The following is a 697-nucleotide window of genomic DNA, read 5'->3' on the forward strand; positions in this document are numbered from 1 at the left end:
TCAGCTGCCCATTGGTTCGGTACAGATGATTTAGGACGAGACATTTTCGTTCGTGTATGGCAAGGGGCACGTATTTCCTTATTTATCGGGATTACTGCTGCGATTATTGACTTAATTATTGGTGTGTTATGGGGAAGTATTTCGGGTCTAGCAGGTGGAAGATTAGACAACATTATGATGCGTATCGCCGATGTTTTATCTGCAGTTCCATATTTACTAGTCGTTATTATTTTACTAGTTGTACTTCAACCAGGTTTACTACCAATGATTATCGCGTTATCGATTACAGGTTGGATTAATATGGCTCGTATCGTGCGTGGTGAAGTATTATCAATTAAAAACCAAGAGTACGTTTTGGCTGCGAGAACATTAGGAGCTAATACAGGACATTTAATTATGCGTCATTTAGTGCCGAATGCACTTGGTGCGATTTTAGTTACAATGACTTTAACGATTCCGTCAGCTATTTTCACAGAATCCTTTTTAAGTTACTTAGGTTTAGGTGTTCCTGCACCAATGGCGAGTTGGGGAACAATGGCCTCCGAAGGGAATAAGGCATTAACTTCAGCGCCATGGCGACTGTTCTTCCCAGCGTTCTTTATTTCATTAACAATTTTCGCATTCAATGCTGTTGGGGACGGATTACGAGATGCACTAGATCCAAAATTACGTAAATAGAAGAAGGTGAAAAGGATGA

General features: G+C 40.3%; 1 protein-coding gene. It reads left to right on the top strand.

All coding sequences use genetic code 11. From position 1 onward, the window contains the following. Positions 1-678: ABC transporter permease (locus ACH0B5_RS18055; RefSeq protein ID WP_406928261.1), on the top strand; the 678-nt coding region annotated here is incomplete at its 5' end. Positions 679-697 lie beyond the last annotated feature (19 nt).

It is taken from the genome of Ureibacillus sp. 179-F W5.1 NHS (assembly GCF_045369345.1).
Taxonomy (GTDB): Bacteria; Bacillota; Bacilli; order Bacillales_A; family Planococcaceae; genus Ureibacillus; species Ureibacillus halotolerans.